This window comes from Sedimentitalea sediminis (assembly GCF_042687825.1).
Lineage (GTDB): Bacteria > Pseudomonadota > Alphaproteobacteria > Rhodobacterales > Rhodobacteraceae > Sedimentitalea.
Map to the genome: position 1 here is coordinate 1 of NZ_JBHUQE010000021.1, position 17,102 is coordinate 17,102.

Below are 17,102 nucleotides of genomic sequence, written 5' to 3' on the forward strand. Positions count from 1 at the left end.
CGCAGGTCAATGGTAAGGGGCGCGAAGCGGTTTCAGAAACGCCACGTGACCCGGACGCCGCCACCGATCTCGTCACCGTTGCTGTTTTTTTGGTAAACAACACCGGCAGATGCATCCACCGATGCGCCTATGACCGTGCCGAGACCCAATCCAACCGAAATCGCGCTTTCGCCGCGATGCGTTCCGACGAAAGACTGGGAAATTCCGGGCGAGGCGGCTAAAGCCGCGTCAATGTCATGTTTGCCGTCAGACGCGGCCAGAAAATCGTGCTCGTACCGCAGGAACCCGATTGGAACCAGACCGCCGGCAAAAGCAGGTCCGCTGACATGGACGCCTAGGCTGCCGATCAGGCTTTCGGCTGTTGCATCATCAAGCGCGAGGGCCGTTGAGCGGTCGCCACTTTCCGTAAATCCATCCTGTTCGTAATGCGCGTATCCCAGCCCGACCTCTGGCGCGACGTGCCATCCTCCGACAGAAGGCAACGCGGTGTATTCGGCACGGACGGCCATTTCAAAGGTACGGTGGTCAAAACTGGCTTCATGACGGTTGGCCACCGACCCGACGGCGGCATCCCGCGTTGCATCGGTTTTGCCCAATGCAAGGCCCACCATACCTGATAGAGCCCACTCGTTCGTTTCGCGCACGCCGTAGGCACCGATGCTGAACGCATCAGAAGACAAGTCCAGTGTATCGGTCGAGGTGGTGTGGTCTGTCATGGCATAGCTGCCGTATCCGGCATAAACGCCCACGCGGCTTCGCCCGTCGGCCCAGATGTCAGCCCCCAGAATGAACTGGTTCAGATCGTAGTTAAATCCGGCCAACCCTCCGTCTGCATCAACCTCGCCGCGTGTCAGCCCGGCATCGAACCACACATTGCGCCCCTCGGCAGTCACTCCGTTGATGCGCCCGTTGCCCGTGGCGCGGCCATTTGCATTCGACAGGACCATGTTGCGCCGCAGGTCACTCTGTTCCAGCGCGACCGTCAGGAAGGATGCATAGGCTTCTGGGTGAAGCGTTTCGACGCGCTGTAATCCATTATGTGTCAGCGGCATCCCGGAATTCACTGAAAGCTGGCTTAAGGCAGCGGTGTTCGTGGTGCCTTGCGCAGGGTCCAGCGTCGCCACATCGGTCGTCGTGACGACATGGTCGCCATTGGGTTCTGTCACAACAGTCGTGATGACTTGTGCGGCTCCGTTGCTATCAACCGGCACCGTCACACTGTCGGTGGAAACCACCTCCCCCCCGGGTTCGGTGACGATCGTGCCGATGATCTGCTCCTTCTGTTGCGTCACCGGATCGACCTGCACCGTTTGCGTTATCGTGGTGACATAGGCCGTCGTGGGTTCCACCACTGTCCAGGTGACTGGTTGGGTCGTGTCAGGGTCGGAAAGAACAGAAATATTGATTGCTTGGGTGTTGCCCATCACAGGCTCGACCACGACCGTGTTTGTGAATTGCGGCGTGTAATTAGGAGCAATCTTCGGATTGTTCGTCAAACCCACATCAACGAAGGAAATATCAACCTGTTCATCGGTTACTGGCTGATTGGCGATCACATAGGTCAGGTTGGCAGGCAGGTTCGAACCGGCTGCGCTTAGATCGGCAGCGGTTGGCGTCGATGGTGCAACATCGAATCCTTGCGGAGAAAACAGAATTCCATCGGACGTATTTGAACGCGCAACCGTGTAAATCCCGTTTCGACCACCGTTGATATAGTCGTTCGCGGTGGCGGTCGGATCGTTCGCCAGCGGAACGAAAAGCACGTTGCCGAACCCGGTGAATTCAGAATCAGCGGCGTTCCCGACATTGAAAATGAGACCGCCCTCGAAATTCTCGGTCCCGGGAATGCATGCGCCATCCGCGAGAACGCATTCGCCCTGCGGATCAATACCCACGCGCACATGCGTGTCACCCTCGAAAATCAGGCGTTGCGCGTTGATCTCGAGATCGCTGAGCGCGGCCGGTTGTGCAGTGCCGCTAATTCCTGTCCGGGTGGCTCCGGCGATGTCGATGGTGGCGTCCACAAAACGGGCGCGCTGGATCCCGTTGTGGGGTGAACTGAAAGCGCCGAGTCCCGAGACCGTGCGCAAGCTACTGTTTTCGACGGTGAGGACGCTCATACCGCGATAGGCGCTCTCGAAACTGTCCTGAAACGTAGCGCCGTTCCTCAAGACCAGGCCTCCCAGACCCGATGTTGTCCGTTCATTGACCCGCAGGTCGCGCAGGTCTAGCGTGCCGCTGTCAACAGTCATGAAACTTGCGCGAAGTCCCCCATTCGTTCCTGGAATACTGTCGCCGACAAAGCGCGTGGTGCCAGATCCAAACACCATATTCATGTCGGAAACCACGGGACCCGACCCACGGATGACGGATTGCCCGTCTTCGAACGTGATCAGGTTATCCCCCTCGAACGTGAGGGTGCTACCCAGAAATCCCGACGGCGCACCGCGTGTCACGACGCTCAAGGTCGCTCCATTGTCCAGCGTGATCGTGCTGTCGCGGAAAAGCGGGTTGGTCAGAGCAAGATCGGCTTTCGTCCCCCGCAGGACGACCGCGGCGTTGTCGATCACAGGTCTTGCAAGCCCGGACGATTGCGGTTGGCTCAGGTTGACGAATGACTCGTCGAGCAAAAGCTGCGCGCCTGTTCCAACGGATAACGTCCCGCCGACGCGCGCTTCTGCGACGGTGCCCTGAAAGTGAAGTGTGGCTCCAGGCTCCACTGCCATGCGCAGTTCGTCTGCGATGCCGCCCTGATCGCCCTGGGCCAAGACGTTCGACCCCATTTCGGCCACGATTTCCGGTGCTTCGGCCGGGCTTGTCAAAGAGAAATCCGTTGCGTCAACGATGGATAGGGATGCATTGCGCAGAACCAGCGCACCGCTACGTCCGGCCGTCGTGTTGCCAAGGGTCAGGCTTGTGATTTCGCCAATTTCCGTGGGATTGACAATGCCGCGGCGCACGGTCAGCTCCGTGTTTTCAAGGGTTAGCCGTCCGAAATCGAGACGCACCTTGAGCACGTCCGGCTGGCCCGGTCTTCCATCCGGTGCAGAGGTCATGGTCAGCGGCGTTCGGCTGCCATCTCCGCGCGTGGACCCAATATAGACGTTCTCGAAATTGGAATAGAGCGGGTTCGTGAAATCCACGTCATTTATGAAGCGGAGTTGTCCCTCAACGCCGGATATGACCCAGTCCGTATCGAAAACCAGCCCGCATTCGAGCCGATGAGCGGTGTCACGTAGTTGCTGGTCGGAGAGGGTTCGCCATTCAGCAAGGCCGCCGACGACAATGTTTCAGCACATCCAAATGACAGGCCCGGTTCGCTCACGGCGTCGCAATAGCCCTGTGCATAAGCCCAGCCCGGTGCCATTACGGTTGTCAGGACTAGAGCCGCGCTGATACGGAGCCTTGTATTTGCCTGCATGTTTTCCACTTGTACTTAACTATCGTTATGGTTGCATGAAGAATCCTGCTTGTCCACGGCGGAAGGTTGCGTTGCGGATCGACATGCACACGACACTGTTGAATGGCGCACCCGCATTGGTGGCATTGCCGGTCATAAATCCGACCGGGATTGACCCTATCCACATGAAGGTCTTTTCTAAGGTGGGACATCCTGTCAGCAATCGCGCTTGCAGCCCTCGTTATCTACTGGCTTTGAAACTAAATGAGTCCAGAGCTTAAGGTCCGGTATTGTCTGGCTCCGGTGTTTCTCACTACATTCTATCCATGCAACATGTTGAGGTTCCATTTTTCCCTCCTGCCACATCCCGCACTCATGAGGTGTGTGGGGCGGGCGCATATATGTTCGCCTTTGCGCTTGCTGCGCACTTGGCTGGCCCCGTGATGTGGGTCCGTGAGAACTGGGATACCCAACATATCAACCCAACTGGTTTTTCGGAATTCGTCTCTCCGTCCAGACTAATAATTTGCAACACCGAAAAGCAGGTCGAAACGCTTGCAGTGGCCGAAGATGCCTTGCGGTCGGGTGCGGTTTTTTTGGTTGTAATGCAATTGAATAAGCCCATCGGACTGACCGAGGGGCGGCGCTTGCAGCTTGCGGCGCGGGATGGGAAGTCGACTGGGCTTGCGATTCTCCCCGAAGGGCTGGGCAGCAATGCAGCCGAAACCCGCTGGCGTTGCGTTCCTGTGTTTGATCGCAATGACTCGACTCTGCAGAAGTGGGAGCTTATTAAGAACAAATCAGGAACATTGGGTGTCTGGCATGTTCGATGGGATCGGGCGTCGCGTCGTATCATTATGGTTTCCCCGGCTGGCAAGTGACCGGGTTTTGCGTCAGCGCCCGATAGAGGGGCCATTTGCCCTGACACTAAAGCAGCAAAATGCCAACCGGATTTATTGCCTGAATGCCGCGGCCACCCAACAAGGCCTGCGGCGGGGTATGCCTTATGCAGATGCGCGCGCCTTTTGTCCGGACCTACAAAGCCATGTGGCCGCGCCCGAACAGGACCAGCAGTTTCTTCATACCCTACGTCGTTGGGCCACGCGCTATTGTCCTTGGGTTGGGCTGGAGGACAAGGATGGGCTGGTTCTGGACATCACCGGATCGGCACATCTGTTTGGCGGCGAAGACGCCATGCTGGATGATATGCGAACTCGCCTTCTACGTGCTGGACTGGCTGTGCAAATTGGCTGCGCGGATACACGTGGGGCGGCCTGGGCCCTGGCACATTATGGTGAGGGGGTTGCCCCCAGCAGCGAAGCACTGGCAACCTTGGCTGCTCTGCCGGTCGCGGCCTTGCGGATCGAGGAGAGTGTATCAATCACGCTACAACGTCTGGGGTTGCGCAGCATTGGTGACGTGGCGGGGGCCGCGCGTGCGCCGCTGACCCGCCGGTTTGGCCCCGGTCTTTTGCTGCGTTTAGATCAGGCTTTGGGCACGCAGCCCGAAGAGATTTCCCCGTATGCTGATCCGCCGCATTTCGCGGTCCGAATGACCCTGCCAGAGCCGATCGGCCTGCTTTCGGATGTGCTGGCCGGGACCGAGCGGCTTCTTGTTCAGCTCTGTACAAAACTGAAAACACAGGGGGTGGGTGCGCGGAGCTTGTGCATGACACTGCGCCGGGTGGATCAGGGCCAGCAACAGGTCGAACTGCGTTTGGCACGCCCTCTGCGCGATCCCTTGCGCATCCTGCCACTCTTTGAACGAGGACTGAGCGAGGTTGATGCAGGGTTCGGCATTGATCAGCTACGGCTGGCGGCCATACAGGTAGAAGCCCTGCCGGTGCAGCAGATCAGTCATGTTTCAGGTGCTGAAAAGGGCAAGCTGGATGATCTGATCTCGCGTCTTGGCACGCGGATCGGGTTGGAGAACATCCAGCGGTTCCTACCCGCTGACAGCCATATCCCAGAACGCAGCTTCGTCGTTGCTTCTGCGGCTTATTCGGACCCGGCAGGTAGCTGGGTCAGCACACAGCTGCGTCCGATCACCCTGTTCCCCCCAGAGCCGATTGCCGGAACAGGCATGCGTCCCGCGACGCGGTTTCACTGGCGGCGTATGCCCCTTACCACGGGTCGCGCCACGGGCCCGGAACGGATTACGCCGGAATGGTGGCTGGATGACGAAAATTGGCGCTCGGGCCTCCGGGATTACTGGCGGGTGGAAACCACGCAGGGACGGCGTCTGTGGATGTTTTACACACCACAAAATCCGGGTTGGTTTGTACAGGGGGAATTCGCATGATCGAAGTGAACCGCCCCCATCTCCCTGCCGAGGCTTTCAGACGGGACATGTTGGACCGCCACATGCGGGCGCAGGATTACGCCGAGCTGTGCGTCACCACAAACTTCACCTTTTTGACCGGGGCATCGCACCCCGAAGAACTGGTGGTTCGTGCGGCCGAACTGGGCCTGTCTGCTATTGCCATCACGGATCTGAACTCTTTGGCGGGTGTGGTGCGTGCGTGGTCTGCGCTGAAAGAGCTAGGACGCGAGACACAGGGGGCGCTGCATATTCGCTCGCATCACAGGATGGATGCGTCATCTCGGCAAGACATGTGCCAAAGCGACCCGATTGAACGGCCAGACGTTGTGTCGCTTCCCAAGCTGATCGTCGGCTGCCGACTGGCGCTGCAAGACAGCCCGGTCGAATGGATTGCCCTGCCACGTGACAAAGCCGCTTATCAACGGCTGACGCGTCTGCTGACTTTGGGAAAACGCCGTACGGAAAAAGGCCAATGTGTTCTCTACACCAAGGACATGATTGCAGCCTGCAAGGGCATGATCCTGATAGCTTTGCCGCAAGGGGCTTTGTCTAAAAACATCGCAGACATTCGCACCATCGGGCGACATTTCCCGGGTCACGTTTTTCTGGGCGCAGCGCCCCAGTATGACGGCAGTGATCAGGCCTATCTGGCGGCCTGCGCGCAAGCGGCGGCGCGGGCGTCGACCCCGATGGTGGCTGTGGGTGACGTACTGATGCACCGCGCGGGCCGTCGTCAACTGGCCGATGTGCTGACCTGTATGCGCGAACATATCACCATTGATCAGATCGGCACCCGCGCGCTGCCCAATGGCGAACGTCGTCTGAAGGCGGGGGCAGATATGGCGCGGGTGTTTCGTGATCACCCTGCGGCCCTGCGCCGAACCTTGGAGATCGCCGATAAATGCAGTTTTGATCTGGGCGAGCTGTCCTATGAATATCCGCATGAAGAGACGGAGGGCGAAACCCCGCAGCAACGCTTGGAGCGGCTGGCAAAAGAAGGCTTGAAGCGTCGTTATCCCGACGGGCCTCCGGACCGGGCGCTTGAGCTGATGCACAAGGAACTGGCCGTGGTCCGCGAGCTGAACTTTCCCGCTTATTTCCTGACCGTGCATGACATTGTGCAATTCGCCAGATCACAGGGAATCCTCTGTCAGGGGCGCGGGTCTGCCGCCAATTCGATCCTGTGCTATCTGCTGGGTATCACCGATGTCAGCCCGGATATGATCGCAATGGTGTTCGAGCGATTTGTCTCAAAACACCGGGGCGAGCCGCCAGATATTGATGTCGATTTCGAGCATGAACGACGCGAAGAGGTGATCCAGTGGATTTATGAGAAATACGGCCGTCACCGCGCCGGACTCTGCGCAACGGTCATTCACTTTCGCACCCGCGCAGCCATCCGCGAGGTGGGCAAGGTCATGGGGCTTAGTCAGGACGTCACTGCCGGACTGTCCAGCCAGATATGGGGCATGAGCAATGGCGGCGTTGATCTGGACCGCATCCGCGAACTTGGCCTTGACGCAAATGACCGCCGCTTAATGCAGACCATCCGCCTGATCGGAGAAATCATCGGCTTCCCCCGCCACCTGTCCCAGCATGTGGGCGGGTTTGTCATCACACGTGGACGGCTGGATGAACTTGCCCCCATTGAAAACGCCGCGATGGAAGATCGCACCGTGATTTGCTGGGACAAAGACGACATCGACGCTCTGGGCATCCTTAAGGTGGATATATTGGGGCTGGGCATGCTTAGCTGTATTCGTAAGGCCTTTGCGCTGATGCAGGAACACGACAATATCAGTCACAGCATAGCCTCGATCCCTCAGGGCGATACGCCCACCTATGACATGCTTTGCCGGGCTGATGCGATTGGCGTCTTTCAGGTGGAAAGCCGGGCGCAGATGAATTTCCTGCCCCGGATGCGGCCCCGTAAATTTTATGATCTGGTGATCGAGGTCGCGATTGTCCGTCCCGGTCCCATTCAGGGCGACATGGTGCAGCCCTATATTCGGCGTCGGAACGGCCAGGAAAAGGCAGAACCCTTCGGCTCCGCGCTGGAACATGTCACGGCGCGCACGCTGGGTGTGCCATTGTTTCAGGAGCAAGCCCTGCAAATCGCAGTGGTTGGCGCGGGGTTCACCGCCGAAGAGGCCGATCATCTGCGCCGCTCACTGGCGTCGTTCCGGCGTATGGGAACGATTGGCACCTATCGCGACAAATTCATCGCGGGCATGCTGAAGAATGGCTATTCGCAGGAAGTGGCGGAACGTTGTTTCGGACAAATCGAAGGATTCGCCGATTACGGTTTCCCCGAAAGCCACGCCGCCGCTTTTGCCATGCTGTCCTATGTGTCTGCCTGGCTGAAATGTCATCATCCGGCAGTTTTTGCCTGTGCCTTGCTGAATTCCCAACCCATGGGATTTTATGCCCCTGCACAGATTGTGCGCGATGTCCGTGAACATGGAGTTGAAACCCGCCCGATCTGTGTAAATCACTCCGTTTGGGACAACACGCTGGAACGCCGCCCTGACGGCATCTTGGCACTGCGATTGGGCTTTCGCCAAATCAAAGGGCTGAAAGAGGAAGATGCAGGCTGGATCGTAGCAGCCCGAGGCAATGGCTATCCTGACCCAGAATCATTGTGGCTCCGGGCGGGCCTACGCCCGGATGTGTTGACACGACTGGCCGAGGCCGATGCGTTCTCGGATATGGGGCTCACGCGTCGAGACGCATTGTGGCAGGTCAAAGCCATCCAAAACCCCAAGCCTTTACCCCTGTTCAATGATCCGATTGACGGGGAAAACATCCATGAACCACAGTTCGCCCTGCCGGTCATGCAATTGGGCGAAGAGGTGGTGGAAGACTATGTCTCGACCCGCCTGTCCCTGCGTGCCCATCCGCTGGAATTGCTACGTCCATCACTTCCGGGGCTTACGACACATTCGTCTTTGTCTGAAATTCCGTTGGGCCGTTACAGCGTCTGCGGCCTTGTCATCACTCGGCAACGCCCCGGCACCGCATCCGGCGTGATCTTTCTAACTCTTGAGGATGAAACTGGCGTCAGTAACGTGGTGGTCTGGCCCAAAGTCTATGAACGTTTTCGGCGGAGTGTCATGGGTGGGCGACTCTTGCGCGTCACAGGCTATCTGCAACGCGAAGGCATCGTGGTACACCTGATCGCGCAGGATATTCAGGACATGTCGCATAAGCTTTTCGAACTGGGCCACCCAGAGCCAGAAGCTCTGACCACCGAAGGCCCCCGCGCCGATGATACTCCCAAGCAAGCGCGCTATCCCTCCCGTGCCATGCACCCCCGCGACCAAGCAAAGCGCCTCTTTCCAAGTCGCGATTTTCACTGAAGCTGTCATTCAAAAAAGAATGCAGCATTTTCCGCAATGGGCGCCGGATCACTCGACCTTTTCCATGAACCGGCATGGCCATTTCCGCGAAAGCGAACTGCTGCGTCATCTGTTCGAGGAGACGGTGGCGCGGTGCATCGAAGAAGGTCTGGCCAGCGCATGGCGATCGACGCCAGCTTGATCGAAGCCGATGCGAACAAGCAGCACGCGACGCCAAAGAAGGAGTGGGACGCATCGACCATTGATCCAGCCGACGCGCCGCGTGCCGTACGCGAGTATCTCGACACGTCGGATAAGGCGGTATTCGGTGCCGCGAGCGAGGTGCAGCCCAAGTTCACCTCCCATTCCGATCCTGCCAGCCAAGGGACAGCGGCCCGTATGTCCCCCGGCCTTTTCCTGCATTCCTGAATGTCGCCAGTGATTTCGGGTCTTCCGTCAGCCTCGTCGAATATGACGTATAGTCTTTGGTTGAAAGCGTGACCGCCATGCGCCATGCCGCGTATGTCAATTCAATCGCGCGTTTCCAGAAACATCCAAAGGATCAGGAGGGAAAAGGACCTTTCACAAGAAGAGGTCGCCCATCGCGCGGACATTCACCGGACCTATCTAAGCGGTGTTGAGACCGGGAAACGCAACCCGTCCATCTAGGTGGTCGAGCGCATCGCCAAGGCGCTCGGCGGGGACGTCTCGGAAATTTTCAAGCCGAACTAGGGCTATCCCTGACACGCTCCGGCCTTGCGTCTTATCGATCTTCATCAGCAACATAGGAGATCGACATGACCGACATCGTGACGCTCAGGCGTCACTGACCATAAGGACGAAAACGTTTGACGCGCCGAGCGTGCTACCCGGTGTCCGTATCTCGGTTCATGGTACAGAATACGGCCCACGACCAATGCCGTGTCACCGGCCAAAGGCTCTGACAGGATAACAACTCATATATTCAACTGGTTAATTTACATCTGGGGTTGGAGTTGAACCACCGGCACGAGGTCTTTCAAGCCTCGATGCCCTGCATGGTCGAAACAGGGCGCCGCACGCGCCCAACGTCGAATTGATGCCCGCGCGATACCCAACGGCCGGCAGCGCGACGAATCTCTTTGCACTCTACAGCGCAACGATATGACTTTATTTGGAAAATTTGGTAGCGGAGGAGGGACTTGAACCCCCGACACGCGGATTATGATTCCGCTGCTCTAACCAGCTGAGCTACTCCGCCACAGGCGAGACGTGAGTTAGGCCAGCGGGCAGGGGGCGTCAAGGGCACAATTGCAATTTTGCGGTTGGTATTGCGGGGCTGGCGCATGGTTCAGTGACAATCCGGCGCCGACAGCCGGTCCTTGTCCGCTCGCCGTGGCGCGTTATCCCTTTCGTACGGTGTCGATCATGCGTTGCACATTGTCCGGATCCGCGTCCGGCGTGATACCGTGCCCCAGGTTGAAGATATGCGGACCACCCGCAAAGGCGCGCAGGATGGCGCGGGTGTCGTCCACCAAGGCCTGTCCGCCGGTGACCATGTGCGACGAGGCCAGGTTGCCCTGCACGCAGCCATCGACCTGAACATTGGCCGCCGCCCAGACCGGATCGACGGAATTGTCCAGCGCCACGCAATCCACGCCGGTGGCCCGGGCAAAGCCGACATAGGCTTCGCCGGCCTCGCGGGGAAACCCGATGACCGGGATCGACGGGTGCCGCGCCTTGAGGGCGGCGGTGATCTGACGACAGGGGGCCACCGCGTATTTCTCGAAATCGTCGCCTTTGAGCGAACCGGCCCAGCTGTCGAAAATCTTGACCACTTCGGCCCCGGCCTCGATCTGCATCGACAGATAGTCGATGGTCGCCTCGGTGATCCGCGCCATCAGAGCGTCGAACACCGTGCGGTTCTGGTCTTTGAGGGCATGCGCGGGGCCCTGGTCGGGTGTGCCGCGCCCGGCAATCATGTAGGTGGCAACCGTCCAGGGGGCTCCGGCAAAGCCGATCAGGGTGGTGTCGGCCGGCAATGCGCCGGTCAGGATACGCAGGGTTTCATAGATCGGCGACAGGGTCTCGTGGATGTCCGCCGCCGGTTTCAGCGCGTCGAATTCTGCCTGCGTGGTGATGGTGGACAGGCGCGGACCTTCGCCGGTGACGAACCACAGATCCGCCCCCAGCGCCTGGGGCACCAGCAGAATGTCGGCAAACAGGATTGCCGCGTCGAACCCGTAGCGGCGGATCGGCTGCAGCGTGACCTCGGCGGCCAGATCGCTGTTGTAGCACAGCGACAGGAAATCGCCGGCCTGTTCGCGGGTTGCGCGATATTCCGGCAGGTAACGTCCCGCCTGCCGCATCATCCAGATCGGCGGGACGTCCAGCACCTCGCCCGCCAATGCGCGCAGCATCTTCTTGTTTTCCGCCATAACCGCCCCCGTTTCATGTCGCGCCCTGCGTCTTGCCTGCGTCGAAAATTGTCAACCCCGAGCGGTTGTAAGGGCAATATGACGCGACTAAAGAGGGGCCATGATGCATCGCCCCCCCACTCCCTCGAATCCCTTGAAGATCGGCACTCGTGGCTCGCCCCTGGCGCTGGCCCAGGCCAATGAAACCCTGAACCGGCTGGCCCGCGCCTTTGATCTGCCGTGCGAGGCGTTTCAGATCGTCGTGATCAAGACCACCGGGGATGTGGTGCAGGACCGGCCGCTGAAAGAGATCGGCGGCAAGGGGCTGTTCACGAAAGAGATCGAGGAAGACCTGCTGGCGGGCCGAATCGACATCGCCGTGCATTCGATGAAGGACATGCCGGTGGACCAGCCCGCGGGGTTGCTGCTGGATACCTATCTGCCGCGCGAGGATGTCCGGGACGCCTTTGTCTCGACGGACAAGTCGGCGCTGACTGAACTGGCCGAGGGGGCCGTCGTCGGCACGTCCAGTCTGCGCCGCAAGGCACAATTGCTGAACCGCCGCCCTGATTTGAACGTCGTCGAATTTCGCGGCAATGTTCAGACTCGGCTGAAAAAACTGTCCCAGGGGGTCGCGGAATGCACCTTTCTGGCGATGGCCGGCTTGAACCGGCTGGGCCGGTCCGACGTGCCGGCGACGCCGATCGCTGTGACCGACATGTTGCCGGCGGTGGCGCAGGGAGCCATCGGTATCGAGCGGCGCAGTTTCGACATCCGTACCGCCGAAATGCTGGAGGCGATTCATGATGGGGAAACCGGTCAGCGACTGGCGGCAGAGCGCGCTTTCCTGGCGGCCCTGGATGGGTCCTGCGAAACGCCGATTGCCGGTCTGGCGGTGCTGCAGGGCGGCAATTTGCACCTGCGTGGCGAAGTGCTGCGCCCGGACGGGTCCGAGGCCATAAACGATGCGCGCAGTTGCGTCATCGCCGACGGCCCGGATTTGGGCCGGGCCATGGCCGAGGATCTGCTGGCCCGCGCCGGCGCCGGCTTTTTCGACTGGCGCTGAACCGCTGGCACCTGCACGCCTGTTTCCGCGAGACATGCGGAAAATCTGCTGACCGAAAAAGGGTTTCGGACTATCCTGCCAACGTCTGGACAAGCGGGCGGCGGCGGGCGACGGCGCCCCGGGGCGCCCAGGGGACGCGGAACCGCCATGAAACCTGTTACCGTGCTGATGATTCTTTTGCTATTGGGCGCGCTCCGCCCGGCATGGGCGCAGAACGCGGCGGCGCCGATCCGGGTGCAGGCTGACGCATCCGCCAAGGTGGTGGCGCAGGACGGGCGCGCTGCCCGTGCGCTGCGCACCCTGTTGCGGCGCATCGTTTTGCCGCCGGGTTTCCGCATCGAGCTGTACGCGATGGTGCCGAATGCGCGGCAGATGGCGATTTCACCGGACGGCAAAGTGGTTTTTGTAGGCACCCGCCGGGGGCAGGTCTGGGCGGTTGCGGATCGTGACCGGGACGGTACGGCGGATGCGGTCACGCAATTTGCGCCGGCGATCCGATTCGACAAGCCCAATGGTGTGGCTGTGGCCGGGGACGGGACGCTGTTCGTGGCCGAGCGCAACCGGGTTCTGATGTTTCCTGATGCCGCCGCGTTCCGGCGGGGCACTGATTTTCTGGCGATACCGATCGTGCCGCAGGGCACCCTGATTCCACCGGTCGAGGAAAGCCGCAACCACAGCGCCCGGGTGATTGAAATCGGTCCCGGTGGGCGGCTCTATATCTCGCTGGGCCAGCCCTATAACGTGTCGCCGCCCGAAAAGCTGGCGCTGTATGAGCGCACCGGAATCGGCGGCATCATCCGCATGAACAGGGACGGCAGCGGGCGCGAGGTTCATACCCGCGGAGTCCGTAACTCGGTGGGCATGGATTTCCACCCCGAAACCGGCGAATTGTGGTTCACCGACAATCAGGTCGACCTGATGGGCGATGACATCCCGCCCGGCGAGATCAACCGGCAGACCGCGCCCGGCCAGCATTTCGGCTTTCCCTGGTATGGCGGCGGGTCGGTGCGCACCCATGAATATGCCGACCAGCCTTTGCCCAAGGGGATGGTGCTGCCGGCTTCGGAAACCGTGGCCCATGCCGCCGACCTGGGCATGAGTTTCTACACCGGTGACATGTTCCCGGCGCGCTATCGCAACGCCATCTTTTCCGCCCAGCACGGGTCGTGGAATCGCACGCAACCGATCGGGGCGCGGGTGATGGTCAGCTTTGTCGATATGTCGGGCCGGGCGACGACACGACCTTTCGCCGAAGGCTGGCTGAACGCAGATGGCGGTTATGACGGCCGTCCCGTCGATGTGCTGCAGATGCCCGATGGCGCGCTGCTGGTGTCCGACGATTTCGCCGGTGCGCTCTACCGGATCAGCTATGCGCCGTGACCGGTGACCCCGCGCCGCAGAACCACCGGCAGCGGCGATTGCCGCTTGCGCGTCGGGCGCGGGCTTGTCACAGATTTCGCCGGGGGCGTCCGGTCCCGGCAAGGAGAGACAGAATGCAACGTGTATTGACCGAGTTCGGAATGGGCACGTCGCTCAGGCGGGGCGACTATACCGAGGCGGCGCGCCGGGCCGTGATGGACGCGCTGTGGCACAATTCGATCAACATGGCCGAGCTGTTCGGCTTTCCCAAGCAGGCGATGCAGATCACCGTCGAGATCGGCGTGCAGCAGCCCGACCGCGTCGATACGGACGCGCTGTTGGCGGTGTTTCCCTATGGCCAGCCCCATGTGACGGTCCGCCCCGGCGGGCTGGACATTCCGCGACCCGAAGGCGACGGCAACCCGACGGTCATTGCCAATGCCGCGATATCGGTGGCCTTTGACATGGAGCGCGCCGATGGCTGAGCAACGCATGATCATCGAGATGGGCATGGGCAACGACCAATACGGCATGGATTATACCAAGGCCGCCGCCCGGGCGATCGAGGACGCGATCCGCCACTCTGCGCTGCCGATCTTTGCCACCCTGGATCTGGACACCGACGCGATGCGGGTTCAGGTGACTGTCGGCGTGCAGGAGCCTGACAAGGTGGATGTCGCGGCGCTGGTGGAAAAGCTGCCGCGCGGCCGTGCCGAGGTGCGCGCGGTTTCAGGCGGGCTGAACATCGACAATCCGGCCGGCAACACCATCGTCGTCGCCAGCGCCGCGGTCGAGGCCTTTCTGCCGCCGCAGACCGGTTGGGTGCTGGCGGAAAAATAGGGCGGTGCTGCCCGCCGGTTTCCGCACAGAGACCGGATGGTCGCGGGGATCATACAATCCTTGCGGAGCGCGAAGGAGTCGTTGCAACCTCTGGATTAAGGCGTTCCGCATTACTTTGGTCTCGTGGTCATGGCCTTGACTAAGATCAATTCCGTCACTCGCGGCTGAGCATAAGAAAGCAACATGACAGATTCGCTTTTTCCCCTTGTGTTGCGCCTGCTGCGCTATTGTCTGGTTCTCTTGCTGCTGATTTTGCCGCCCGGGATAGCCCGGGCCGACAGTCTGGCCAGTTTCCTGCCCGATCTCGACCCGGCCAGGATGGTCGAAGGCGCTGACGGGTTTGGCGCGATCCGCGAAGATGTGCCGGTGGCGCCGGTGCTCAAGGGCGGCGAAACCGTCGCCTGGGCCTTCCTGACTTCGGATTTCGTGGGCACCACGGGCTATTCGGGCAAACCGATCCACGTGGTCGCGGCGATCGATGCCGATGCGGTGCTGACCGGGGTTGAACTGGTCAAGCATTCCGAGCCGATCGTTCTGATCGGCATTCCCAATTCCAAGATCCTCAAGCTGACCGAAAGCTACAAGGGAATGGATCTCAAGGCCGAGGCGGCATCTGGCGGCGAATCCCACGACCTGGACATCATTTCCGGGGCCACGGTGACAATCATGGTGATCGACGACAGTCTGGTGCGCGCCGGCATCAAGGTGGCGCGCGCGCTCAATCTGGGCGGGCTGGCACCGGCCACCAACGATGCGCCCAAGCGCGAGATCGATTTCAAGTCCACCCAGATCCGCGACTGGTCAACCCTGTCAGGCGATGGATCGGTGCGCCGCCTGGCGCTGGACATAGGCCAGATCAACGCCGCGTTCGAAGCCACCGGCGACGCCCGCGCGATCAAGCGTCCGGAAAAGGGCGACCCGGACGATACCTTTATCGATATGCATGCGGCATTGGTCAGTGTGCCGTCGATCGGCCTCAGCCTGCTGGGGCCCGAGGAATACCGCAACATGATGGACTGGCTGGGCGAAGGCGAACATGCGCTGCTGCTGCTGGGGCGCGGCAAATATTCGTTCAAGGGTTCGGGCTATGTGCGGGGCGGACTGTTCGACCGGATCCAGCTGATTCAGGGCGACGACGCGGTGCGCTGGAACGACAAGCAGCACCGGCGCCTGCGGACGCTGGCGACACCGGATTCACCCAGTTTCACCGAACTGGACATTTACCGGATCCCCGCTGACAGCGGCTTTGAGCCGACCGAACCTTTTCGCGTCCAGCTGTTGACCCAGCGGGCCGTGGGCGCGGTGGAAAAGACCTTTCTGACCTTTGATCTGGCCTATGCGCTGCCGAATTCCTACATGCTGCCTGTGGCCGCTGCTGCGCCGACGGTGATCGAGGACGCCACCGCCGAGGCGGCCGCCAAAACGGCGCTGTGGCAGCGCATCTGGCGCGACCGGGTCGCCGAGATCGTCGGGCTGTCGGCGATGCTGCTGGTCTTGACCGGTGTCTTCTTCTTTCAGTTCCAGGCCACCGCCAATGCGCGGGTCTTTTACTGGTTCCGCATCGGCTTTCTGTCGCTGACGCTGGTTTTCATCGGCTGGTACGCCAATGCCCAGCTGAGCGTGGTCAACCTGATGGCGCTGGCCGGCAGCCTGCGCAGCGGTTTCACCTGGGACGCCTTTCTGATGGACCCGCTGGTGTTTATCCAGTGGTTTGCCATTGCCGCCGCGCTGCTGTTCTGGGGGCGGGGTGCCTATTGCGGCTGGCTGTGCCCGTTCGGGGCTCTGCAGGAACTGACCAACCAGGCCGCGCGGGCGTTGAAGATCCCGCAATGGGAACTGCCCTGGGGCCTGCATGAGCGGTTGTGGCCGATCAAGTACATGATCTTTCTCGGGTTGTTCGGCGTTTCGCTGGTGTCGATCCCCCAGGCCGAGCATCTTGCCGAGGTCGAACCGTTCAAGACCGCGATCATCCTGAAATTCGTGCGCGACTGGCCCTTTGTGGTGTTTGCGCTGCTGCTGCTGCTGGCCGGCCTTTTCGTCGAACGGTTCTATTGCCGCTACATGTGCCCGCTGGGCGCGGCGCTGGCGATCCCGGCGCGGGTGCGCATGTTCGACTGGCTGCGCCGTTACAAGGAATGCGGCAGCCCCTGTCAGACCTGTGCCAACGAATGCCCGGTTCAGGCGATCCACCCGACCGGCGAGATCAATCCGAACGAATGCGTGAACTGCCTGCACTGCCAGGTCCTGTACCAATCCCAGGCCAAATGCCCGGTTGTCATCCGCCAGATCAAACGGCGGGCCAAGGTGGGCAAGGTCACGGACGACATCCTGAAAAAGGGCCAGCCCGCAAAGCTGGTCAAAACCTGAATTCTGATAGGAGG

At 60.6% G+C, this 17,102-nt stretch carries 11 protein-coding genes, 1 tRNA gene and 1 pseudogene; 10 read left to right on the top strand and 3 right to left on the bottom strand.

All coding sequences use genetic code 11. From position 1 onward, the window contains the following. Nucleotides 1-32 precede the first annotated feature (32 nt). Nucleotides 33-3,143 carry an autotransporter family protein gene (locus ACFMPD_RS14545; protein ID WP_380995828.1) on the bottom strand — a complete coding sequence of 1,037 codons (3,111 nt, stop codon included), beginning with the start codon at nucleotides 3,141-3,143 and terminating at the stop codon, nucleotides 33-35. Nucleotides 3,144-3,726: 583 nt separating this feature from the next. Here ACFMPD_RS14545 and ACFMPD_RS14550 point away from each other — a divergent pair. The 5 genes and pseudogenes from ACFMPD_RS14550 (at nucleotide 3,727) to ACFMPD_RS14570 (ending at nucleotide 9,729) form a co-directional block, all read left to right on the top strand. Further along, entirely contained in the window at nucleotides 3,727-4,281 is a 555-nt protein-coding gene (locus ACFMPD_RS14550) for an ImuA family protein (RefSeq protein ID WP_380995831.1), read from the top strand. Continuing rightward, entirely contained in the window at nucleotides 4,223-5,701 is a 1,479-nt protein-coding gene (locus ACFMPD_RS14555; protein WP_380995833.1) for a Y-family DNA polymerase, read from the top strand. The genes ACFMPD_RS14550 and ACFMPD_RS14555 overlap by 59 nt, the downstream gene beginning before the upstream one ends. Then, the gene (locus ACFMPD_RS14560; RefSeq protein WP_380995836.1) at nucleotides 5,698-9,081 is read left to right on the top strand and encodes an error-prone DNA polymerase; all 3,384 of its coding nucleotides are present in this window, start codon (nucleotides 5,698-5,700) and stop codon (nucleotides 9,079-9,081) included. Before ACFMPD_RS14555 ends, ACFMPD_RS14560 begins: the two co-directional genes overlap by 4 nt. Nucleotides 9,082-9,124: 43 nt before the next feature. After that, nucleotides 9,125-9,486 (top strand): annotated as a pseudogene (locus ACFMPD_RS14565) (transposase); the annotation flags it as partial. 96 nt (nucleotides 9,487-9,582) lie between these two features. After that, on the top strand, nucleotides 9,583-9,729 hold the full coding sequence (locus ACFMPD_RS14570) for a helix-turn-helix domain-containing protein (RefSeq protein WP_380995839.1): 147 nt from the start codon (nucleotides 9,583-9,585) through the stop codon (nucleotides 9,727-9,729). Between the two features lie 494 nt (nucleotides 9,730-10,223). Here ACFMPD_RS14570 and ACFMPD_RS14575 read toward each other — a convergent pair. After that, nucleotides 10,224-10,300: transfer RNA gene (locus ACFMPD_RS14575), tRNA-Met, on the bottom strand. Between the two features lie 142 nt (nucleotides 10,301-10,442). Further along, complete coding sequence (gene hemE / locus ACFMPD_RS14580; protein ID WP_380995842.1) at nucleotides 10,443-11,477, bottom strand: uroporphyrinogen decarboxylase; 1,035 nt, start codon at nucleotides 11,475-11,477, stop codon at nucleotides 10,443-10,445. Nucleotides 11,478-11,577: 100 nt separating this feature from the next. Between hemE and hemC the strand changes: the two genes are divergently transcribed. From hemC to ACFMPD_RS14605, 5 genes are all read left to right on the top strand, one after another. Continuing rightward, nucleotides 11,578-12,522: a hydroxymethylbilane synthase gene (hemC, locus tag ACFMPD_RS14585; RefSeq protein WP_380995845.1), complete on the top strand. Its 945-nt coding sequence runs from the start codon at nucleotides 11,578-11,580 to the stop codon at nucleotides 12,520-12,522. Between the two features lie 147 nt (nucleotides 12,523-12,669). Then, nucleotides 12,670-13,902, top strand: coding sequence for a PQQ-dependent sugar dehydrogenase (locus tag ACFMPD_RS14590; RefSeq protein ID WP_380995848.1), 1,233 nt, complete (start codon nucleotides 12,670-12,672; stop codon nucleotides 13,900-13,902). Nucleotides 13,903-14,015: 113 nt separating this feature from the next. Next, entirely contained in the window at nucleotides 14,016-14,366 is a 351-nt protein-coding gene (locus tag ACFMPD_RS14595) for a Lin0512 family protein (RefSeq protein WP_380995851.1), read from the top strand. After that, a complete protein-coding gene (locus tag ACFMPD_RS14600; protein ID WP_380995853.1) occupies nucleotides 14,359-14,721 on the top strand; it encodes a Lin0512 family protein in 363 nt (120 codons plus the stop codon). Before ACFMPD_RS14595 ends, ACFMPD_RS14600 begins: the two co-directional genes overlap by 8 nt. Nucleotides 14,722-14,904: 183 nt before the next feature. Further along, nucleotides 14,905-17,088: a 4Fe-4S binding protein gene (locus ACFMPD_RS14605; protein ID WP_380995856.1), complete on the top strand. Its 2,184-nt coding sequence runs from the start codon at nucleotides 14,905-14,907 to the stop codon at nucleotides 17,086-17,088. Nucleotides 17,089-17,102 lie beyond the last annotated feature (14 nt).